Here is a 7,582-nt window from a genome sequence, read left to right on the forward strand (position 1 = left end):
GCGTCGGCCGCGACGACGAGGGGGACTGCCGTACGGGGACGACGGATCGGGCCCGTCATCCGGGGGAGGGCGGCGGGTCATCCCCGGGATGTACGGGATCGATGTACTCCCCCCCTCAGGTTGTCCCCGGCGGGAGGGATGTGGCCGGGCGGGGGCGCTTGTCACACTGGGTGCATGGTCGGGGCAGCCGTGTGGCGGACGCGGGACATCGGGGAGCGGGCGCGGGCGGCGCTGGGGCGGCGCCGGGACGCGCTCGCCGTACTGCTGCGGCCGGGCCCGCCGCCGCGGCCGTCCCGCTGGGCGTGGACGGCCGATGCCGTACTGGCCCTGATCCTGGCGGTGTGCACGGTCAGTGGCGCGATGGACATGGGCCAGGACGGACCTGCCCGGCCGATCGGGCCGATCGGCCCGATCGGGGTTCTCGGGGGCGGGGCGGAGGTCGCGGTGCCCCCACCTCCGTCGGCTCCGGCACTCCCGGCACTCCCGGCGCCCCCGGCCCTCCCCCCACCCGGCCCCATCCCGTACCCCGGTGCCGCCGAGCTGGCCCTCGCCGCCCTGACCGCGATGCCGCTGGTGGTGCGCCGCCGGTACCCGCTGGCCGCCTTCTGGGCCGTGCTCGCCCTGACGCTGGTGTTCCGGCTGGGCCACGGCGGGGAGTCCGTCCCCGACACCACCAGCGTCTACACCTTCCTGTCCTGCGTGGTCGCCGCGTACAGCGCCGCCGTGCACAGCCCGCACCGGCGCCGGGCGCTGGGCAGTCTGCTCGCCGGGGCGGTGCTGATGGCGGTCTTCCACGACGAGTACTTCCCGTACTTCACGCCGGGTTTCGTGCCGTTCCTGGTGCTGCTCGCGGTGGGCCTCGGGGCGAACGCCATCCACACCTGGCAGCAGCGGGTCCGCGACCTCCAGGCCCGGCAGGAGTCGGCCACCCGGCTCGCGGTGGAGCGCGAGCGCGCCCGGATCGCCCGGGAGCTGCACGACGTGGTGACCCACAATGTGAGCGTGATGGTGATCCAGGCGGGCGCGGCCCGCAAGGTGATGGACACCGCCCCCGACCTGGCCCGCGAGGCACTGCTGGCCGTGGAGGCGGGCGGCCGTACGGCGCTGACCGAGCTGCGGCATGTGATGGGCCTGCTGACGATGGCCGCCGCGGAGCCGGCCTCGTCCCCCGCACCCGACCCCGACCCGCGCCCGGCCGGGGCGCCCGGTGGGCCCGACCCGGCCGCCGATCTCACTCTCGGCCCGGATCTCGATCTGGCCCCGCAGCCCGGCCTCGCCCAGCTCACCGCGCTCACCGACCGGGTGCGGGCCGCCGGGACGCCGGTCGATCTCACGGTCACCGGCAGCCCGGCGCCGCTCCCGCAGGGCGCCGAGCTGGCGGCGTACCGGGTGGTGCAGGAGGCGCTGACGAACGTCGTCAAGCACGCGGTCGGGGCGCGGGTGCGGGTGACGGTCGCGCACACCGAGGCCGCCGTCCGGATCGAGGTCGCCGACACCGGCGGCACGCCCGCCGCCCCGGCCGGACCCGCCGGCGGACGGGGCCTGCTGGGCCTGCGCGAACGGCTCGCGGTCTATGACGGCACGCTGGAGGCGGCACCCTGGCCGACCGGCGGTTTCCGGGTCCGGGCGACGATCCCGCTGGGGGCACCGTGACGGCCGGACGACCCGCCCCGCGCGTGGTGATCGCCGACGACCAGGCGCTGGTCCGCACCGGCTTCAGCATGATCCTGACCGCCGACGGCATCGACGTGGTCGCACAGGCGGCGGACGGCGAGGAGGCGGTGGCGGCGGTCGAGCGCACCCGGCCCGATCTGGTCCTGATGGACATCCGGATGCCGGGCCTGGACGGCCTGGAGGCCACCCGCCGTATCGTCGCCGGTACGGACTTCGAGCCGCCGCGCGTCCTGATCCTGACGACGTACGACCTGGACCGGTATGTGTACGCCGCGCTCACCGCCGGCGCCAGCGGCTTCCTGCTGAAGGACGTCACGCCGGAGCACCTGGTCGCCGCCGTCCGGCTGGCCCGCACCGGCGACGCGCTGCTCGCCCCGGCGATCACCCGGCGACTGGTCGAACGGTTCGTCACCCAGGACACCGGGACCGCCGCCCTGCACCGCGATCTCGCCGTCCTGACACCCCGTGAGCGCGAGGTCCTCCAGGCCCTGGGCACCGGCCTGAGCAACACCGAACTGGCCCACCGCTTCGCCCTCAGCGAGGCCACGGTGAAAACCCACGTGGCCCGCATCCTGGCCAAACTCCGGCTACGGGACCGGGCCCAGGCGGTGGTGGTGGCGTACGAGACGGGGCTGGTGGCGCCGGGTGGGGGTGGCGATCACTGAGACCGGGTGGGGCAGGACCGCAACGGACCCCACCCACCCAGCACCCACCCACCCACCCAGCACCCACCCACCCAGCACCACCCACCCCCTCCCTGGCGCGGACTCAACTGAAGACGATCATCGACCCCTGCGCGAGGCTCCGGGTCGCCGCCGCGTGCAGGCCGAGCCAGACGTGGCGTTCACGGGCGAAGGGGCTGGGGTCGTAGGGCGCGGGGACGGCCGGCTCCTCCAACTCCGTGGGGGCGAGCGGGGCCTGGGGCGGGGCCGGGGGGTTGGCCGGGTCGATTCCGATGGCCCCGGCGACCTGCTCCAGCTCCCGAAGCAGCGTCTGGGACGAGCCCAACGGGCCGCCCCCGGCGAGGAGTTCGTCGTTGGCGAGCGGGTGCGGGAAGTCCACGGGGACGTAGGCGCCCGCGTGGTCGTAGTGCCAGACGAGATGGGACTGCTGGGCCGTCGTCTCGAACATCTCCAGGAGCTGCTCGTAGTCCCCGCCGAGTTCATCGACCGGCGTCACCGGCAGTCCGCAGACCTGGAGCAGATAGGCGCGGCGCAGGAAGTGCAGGGCGTCGTAGTCGAATCCGGCGACCGGGGCCACGTCCCCGGACAGTCCCGGCATGTACTGGTACACCGGCACGGGGGGCAGCCCGGCTTCGGCCAGCACCTTGTTGTATTGCGCGAGTTCCTCGGCGAAGGGGTTTTCGGGGGTGTGGCACAACACGTCGACGAGAGGCACCAGCCACAGGTCACAGGCCAAGATGAGGGCTCCTCCACGGATAGCGCGCACTTCGCACGGTGGTCAGGGAAGCGTAATCGGTACGGGCCGGGCACGGTCCCTCCGTGCACACGTTCGGTGCCGGTCCCCTACCCACTCGGTGACGCCCGGACCCCCATATGCCCACAGCGGCAGCAGGGCCGGGGCACGGCAGGAACACAGGGAGGTGGGTCCCCTCACCGCTCCGACGAATTCTCGATCAATGCCACCGCGTGCGCGTTGTACGCGGCGACCACCGCCCGGGCCCGCTCGATCTCCCGGCACCGCAGCGCGTCCACCAGCTCGGTGTGCTCCGCCCACAGCAGCCCCCGCAGATCGGCCAGGGGCCGCAGCCGCTGCACCGCGCACACCCACGCCTGCACCCGCAGCCGGTGCAGGATGTCCGCGAGGTAGGGGTTGCCGAACAGGGTGCTCAGCTCGCGCCAGAAGCGCAGGTCGTAGCCGATGAGTACGGTGAGATCGCCGGCCCGCGCCGCCCGCTGGGCCTCCTCGCCGCGCCGCCGCACCCCGGCGAGCGCGATGGCCGTACGCGGGGCGGCGGGGTCCTGGAAGCCCTGGTGCCCGGCGCCGAGCGCCCGGAACATCCCGTCGGTGATCAGCGCCCGCGCCGCCACCAGCCCCCGGAAGTCCTCGACCGAGTACTCCCGCACCCGGAACCCCCGGTGCTGGTCGGCCTCCAGCAGCCCCTGGGCCGACAGATCGACCAGCGCCTCGCGCACCGGCGTCGCCGACACCCCGTACTGCTCGGCGATCTCCTTGACGGTGAACGCCTGCCCGGGAGGCAGCCGCCCGGCGAGCACCTCGTCGCGCAGCGCGTCGGCGATCTGCTGCCGCAGGGTGTTGCGGGTCACTCCGCCGTTGCCGCTGCTGCCGGCCATGGTCGGGGGCGTCCTCTCGACGGGTACGCGGGTGGCGCGCTCGTACGTATGTCTACGAGCACGTCACCTTACGCGTTCAGGCCCCCGACGGGCCCACCGTGTTAACGGGTAACGGCCTCCCGATCCACCGGTGATCGTCCGCCGGTCCTCTGCCGGTCGTACACCGGTCCCCCCGTGACCGGCGTACTCACCTCACGGACTCACCTCACGGACTCACCTCACGGACTCAGCTCACGCCGTGAACCCGTCGGCGACGGTCAGTGCAGTGTCCAGCGCCGCGAGACCCTCCTTCAGCTCGGCCTCGGTGACATTGCAGGGCGGCACGACATGGGTGCGGTTCATGTTCACGAAGGGCCAGATGCCGCCCGCCTTGGCCGCCGCGGTGAAGGCCGCCATGGGCGCGTTCGCCTCTCCGGCCGCGTTGTAGGGCACCAGGGGCTCGCGGGTCTCCTTGTCCTTGACCAGGTCAAGGGCCCAGAACATGCCGAGCCCGCGCACCTCGCCCACGCACGCGTGCCGCTCGGCCAGCTCCCGCAGCGCGGGCCCGACGACGCTCTCCCCGAGCAGGGCCGCGTTCTCTACGACCCCCTCCTCGGCCATCACCTCGATGGTGGCGACGGCGGCGGCGCAGGCCAGCGGGTGCCCGGAGTAGGTCAGCCCGCCCGGGTAGGCCCGCTTGCCGAAGGTCTCGGCGATCTCCGGCGAGATGGCGACGCCGCCCAGCGGGACGTATCCCGAGTTCACGCCCTTGGCGAAGGTCATCAGGTCCGGTACGACGTCGAAGTGCTCGGCGGCGAACCACGCCCCGGTCCGCCCGAACCCGGCCATCACCTCGTCCAGCACCAGCACGATCCCGTACTGGTCGCACAGCGCCCGCACGCCCGCCAGATAACCGGCCGGCGGCACCATGATCCCGGCGGTGCCGGGCACGGTCTCCAGCACGATCGCGGCGACGGTGGAGGGCCCCTCGAAGGCGATCGTCGTCTCCAGGTGCTCCAGCGCCCGCGCGCACTCCTGCTCCTCGCTGTCGGCGTAGAAGCGGGAGCGGTAGGGGAAGGGCCCCCAGAAGTGCACGACCCCGGCGGTGCCGGTGTCATTGGCCCAGCGGCGCGGGTCGCCGGTGATGTTGATGGCCTGCTGGGTGCCGCCGTGGTACGAGCGGTAGGCGGCCAGCACCTTGGGGCGGCCGGTGTGCAGCCGGGCCATCCGCACGGCGTGCTCGATGGCGTCGGCGCCGCCGTTGGTGAAGAAGATCTTGTCCAACTCGCCCGGGGTGCGCTCGGCGATCAGCCGGGCCGCCTCGGAACGGGCCTCGACGGCGAAGGCGGGCGCGAAGGTGGTCAGCCGCGCGGCCTGCTCCTGGATCGCGGCGACGACCTTCGGGTGCTGGTAGCCGATGTTGGTGTAGACGAGCCCGCTGGTGAAATCGAGATAGCGGTTGCCGTCGTAGTCCCAGAAGTAGGACCCCTCCGCGCCGGCCACGGCGAGCGGGTCGATGAGCTGCTGAGCGGACCAGGAGTGAAAGACATGCGCGCGGTCCGCCGCCTTCACGGCGGCCCCGGCCTGCGGGTCGGACTGGATGGACTGAGGGGTCATGCGGGGAGCGTAAATGCCCGCGATACGGGCGGGATATCGGCGTCCTGTCTGCGGTCCCGGGGTTTCCGCGACACGTTGTCGACGGTTGGGGGGAGGCGGCCAATTGACAGCACGCTGCCATCATGACAGCCTACTGTCATAATCCGATGATGTACGGCAACCACCGGGCACCGAAAGCGAGCGAGGACATCATGAACAGCAGCCGCGAGCCCGTCCGCCCTGTCCGCCCTGTCCGCCCCGTCCATCTGGCCGTCTACGACACCTTCGCCGACTGGGAGACCGGCCACGCGACGGCCCATCTGGCCCGAGCGGGATACGAGATCCGTACGGTCGGCCCGACGACCGCCGAGGTCACGAGCATCGGCGGCCTGCGGGTACGGCCCGACCTGGCGCTGACGGACGTACGCCCAGAGGACTCGTCCCTCCTGATCCTGCCGGGCGCGGACCTCTGGGACTCGGGCACCGACCTCGCCCCCTTCACCCGCACGGCCCGCGCCTTCCTGGCCGCCGGGGTGCCGGTGGCCGGGATATGCGGGGCCACGGCAGGGCTCGCCCGCGAGGGCCTGCTCGACGACCGCGCCCACACGGGCGCCGTCTCCTTCTACCTCGCGGCCACCGGGTACGCGGGCGGCGCGCACTACGTCGAGGCCGACGCGGTCACCGACGGCGACCTGATCACGGCCGGCCCGACCGAGCCGGTCGCCTTCGCGCGCGAGATCTTCCGCCGGCTCGGGGTGTACGAGCCGGAGACGCTGGACGCCTGGTACCGGCTGTTCCACGACTCCGACGCGGAGGCGTACGGGGTGCTGGCGCGGGCGGGAGTGGCGTGAGCCGGGAGCGCGAGGATCTGCTGAGCGGGGAGCGGCAGGACTTGCTGAGTCGGGAGCGGCAGGACCTGCTGAGCCGGGAGCGCGAGGACTTGTTGAGCCGGGCCGCGCTCGGCACGTTCCGGCTCAACGGTCAGTTCCTGGCCGTCGCCGAGGAACTGGCCCGCCCCGCCGGCCTGACCGCCGCCTGGTGGCAGGTGCTCGGCGCGGTGCTGCGCGAGCCACTGCCGGTCGCCGGTATCGCCCGCGCCATGGGCATCACCCGGCAGAGCGTGCAGCGCATCGCCGACCTGCTGGTCGAGCGCGGCCTCGCCGAGTACCACCCCAACCCGGCCCACCGCCGCGCCAAGCTCCTCGCGGCGACGGAGGCGGGCCTGACGGCGGTCGGCGAGATCGACCCGGGGCATGCGGCGTACGCGGACCGATTGGCGGATGCCTTCGGAGAAACCGACCTGGGGGAGGCGGTACGGCTGCTGGAGCGGTTGTCGGCGGTACTGGAGGAGATCGGCCCGCCGGTGCCCGAGGAGACGGGTGCGACTGCGGCGGGGGGCGCGGGACCCGGCCCGATGCCCGGCCCGATGCTCCCGCACCATTCCGGCGTGCGCGGGGCCGACAGGCCCTCGCGGTCTGGGCCCTCGGCGCGAAGCGGAACGCCCCCGCATGCGCGGGGCTGACGCGGAGCTTGACTGGGTCGTCCTCTGCCGTCGAGGAACATCCCCGCGTGCGCGGGACCGACGCCGAGGGCCGCACCGGTTACGAACGCGCCAAGGGACCACCCCCACGTGCGCGGGGCCGACCGGCGGCCGGCTCCCCGACCCTCCCACACCACCGGACCATCCCCGCGTGCGCGGGGCCGACCACCCGGCGGATCAGGGGCGCACCCGGTGCGGGGGACCACCCCCGCGTGCGCGGGGCCGACCACGCGGGGTCGACGTTCGTCCCCGCACCCCGGGGACCACCCCTGCGTGCGCGGGGCCGACTACGCGGACGGGGAGGTCTGGACCCTCAACCCCGGACCACCCCCGCGTGCGCGGGGCCGACGTGCTGGAGACGCCCGCACGGGCGGTCGTCGAAGGACCACCCCCGCGTGCGCGGGGCCGACAGATGCGCGTCATGTGCACGAGGGGGTGGCCGAGGACCACCCCCGCGTGCGCGGGGCCGACCTCGTGT

6 protein-coding genes and 1 pseudogene are annotated in these 7,582 nt (G+C 73.6%); 4 read left to right on the plus strand and 3 right to left on the minus strand.

Annotation, left to right across the window (positions count from 1 at the left end):
• Positions 1–174 precede the first annotated feature (174 nt).
• Together ACFRFC_RS11550 and ACFRFC_RS11555 are read left to right on the plus strand one after the other, a co-directional pair.
• Positions 175–1,653 carry a sensor histidine kinase gene (locus ACFRFC_RS11550; RefSeq protein ID WP_382680856.1) on the plus strand — a complete coding sequence of 493 codons (1,479 nt, stop codon included), beginning with the start codon at positions 175–177 and terminating at the stop codon, positions 1,651–1,653.
• A gap of 68 nt (positions 1,654–1,721) precedes the next feature.
• A complete protein-coding gene (locus ACFRFC_RS11555; RefSeq protein WP_382681088.1) occupies positions 1,722–2,339 on the plus strand; it encodes a response regulator in 618 nt (205 codons plus the stop codon).
• 103 nt (positions 2,340–2,442) lie between these two features.
• Here ACFRFC_RS11555 and ACFRFC_RS11560 read toward each other — a convergent pair whose 3' ends face one another.
• The 3 genes from ACFRFC_RS11560 to ACFRFC_RS11570 all read right to left on the minus strand — a co-directional run bounded on the left by ACFRFC_RS11560 (position 2,443) and on the right by ACFRFC_RS11570 (position 5,585).
• Positions 2,443–3,093 carry a hypothetical protein gene (locus ACFRFC_RS11560; protein WP_382680857.1) on the minus strand — a complete coding sequence of 217 codons (651 nt, stop codon included), beginning with the start codon at positions 3,091–3,093 and terminating at the stop codon, positions 2,443–2,445.
• 194 nt (positions 3,094–3,287) lie between these two features.
• Positions 3,288–3,989, minus strand: a complete 702-nt coding sequence (locus ACFRFC_RS11565; RefSeq protein ID WP_382680858.1) for a GntR family transcriptional regulator — start codon at positions 3,987–3,989, stop codon at positions 3,288–3,290.
• Positions 3,990–4,220: 231 nt separating this feature from the next.
• Positions 4,221–5,585 (minus strand): aspartate aminotransferase family protein, encoded by a 1,365-nt coding sequence (locus tag ACFRFC_RS11570; protein ID WP_382680859.1) that lies wholly within the window; start codon positions 5,583–5,585, stop codon positions 4,221–4,223.
• A gap of 191 nt (positions 5,586–5,776) precedes the next feature.
• Here ACFRFC_RS11570 and ACFRFC_RS11575 point away from each other — a divergent pair, with 191 nt between their 5' ends.
• Positions 5,777–6,415: a type 1 glutamine amidotransferase family protein gene (locus ACFRFC_RS11575; RefSeq protein ID WP_382681090.1), complete on the plus strand. Its 639-nt coding sequence runs from the start codon at positions 5,777–5,779 to the stop codon at positions 6,413–6,415.
• 68 nt (positions 6,416–6,483) lie between these two features.
• Positions 6,484–6,936: pseudogene (locus tag ACFRFC_RS11580) on the plus strand (MarR family winged helix-turn-helix transcriptional regulator); the annotation flags it as partial.
• Positions 6,937–7,582 lie beyond the last annotated feature (646 nt).

Source organism: Streptomyces sp. NPDC056734 (assembly GCF_042790455.1).
In the GTDB taxonomy this organism is placed as follows: Bacteria; Actinomycetota; Actinomycetes; order Streptomycetales; family Streptomycetaceae; genus Streptomyces.

Bases quoted from the DNA above. Each gene is read 5' to 3' on its own strand.
- ACFRFC_RS11565 (WP_382680858.1), bottom strand. From the start codon at position 3,989: ATGGCCGGCAGCAGCGGCAACGGCGGAGTGACCCGCAACACCCTGCGG.
- ACFRFC_RS11575 (WP_382681090.1), top strand. From the start codon at position 5,777: ATGAACAGCAGCCGCGAGCCCGTCCGCCCTGTCCGCCCTGTCCGCCCC.
- ACFRFC_RS11555 (WP_382681088.1), top strand. From the start codon at position 1,722: ATGATCCTGACCGCCGACGGCATCGACGTGGTCGCACAGGCGGCGGAC.
- ACFRFC_RS11550 (WP_382680856.1), top strand. From the start codon at position 175: ATGGTCGGGGCAGCCGTGTGGCGGACGCGGGACATCGGGGAGCGGGCG.
- ACFRFC_RS11570 (WP_382680859.1), bottom strand. From the start codon at position 5,585: ATGACCCCTCAGTCCATCCAGTCCGACCCGCAGGCCGGGGCCGCCGTG.